Origin of the sequence: Gilvimarinus algae, assembly GCF_030518215.1 — a bacterium.
GTDB classification, from domain to species: Bacteria; Pseudomonadota; Gammaproteobacteria; order Pseudomonadales; family Cellvibrionaceae; genus Gilvimarinus; species Gilvimarinus algae.
In genome coordinates, this window is the sequence record NZ_JAULRT010000008.1 from 1 (window position 1) to 408 (window position 408).

General features: G+C 61.0%; 1 protein-coding gene. It reads right to left on the reverse strand.

Annotation, left to right across the window (positions count from 1 at the left end; genetic code table 11):
* Nucleotides 1-147 precede the first annotated feature (147 nt).
* On the reverse strand, nucleotides 148-408 hold a 261-nt coding region (locus QWI16_RS00015), incomplete at its 5' end, for an undecaprenyl-diphosphate phosphatase (protein ID WP_302710670.1).

A 408-nucleotide genomic window follows, 5' to 3' on the forward strand; every position in this document is an offset into this window, starting at 1 on the left:
CCTCGATCGAGGCGGTGCTGCCCGAGTATCTGTGGCGCTTCCGTCCCTCGGGGCAGTACGCGGCGATCAAGGAATCGGCTAAGAACCTGCGCCACGGATAAGCGGCGACACATGAATTCAAAGGGGCGTGCCAGTGGCGCGCCCTTTTTACGTATAGGCGATCGTCAGCAGGATGATCCCCAGGATCACCCGATAGATCACGTAAGGCGTAAAGCTGACCGAGCGTAGCAGCCGCATCATCAAGCTCAGCGCCAGCAGGGCTGCGACAAAGGCGAATGCGGCCGCAATTGCACCATCCAGGGCAAGGGCGGTGTTCGCCTGGGCGATCACCTCGACCAAAAGCAGCGCGCCGCTGGCGAAAATCGTGGGGATCGACATCAGCATGGCCAGCTTGGCCGCATCATGTCT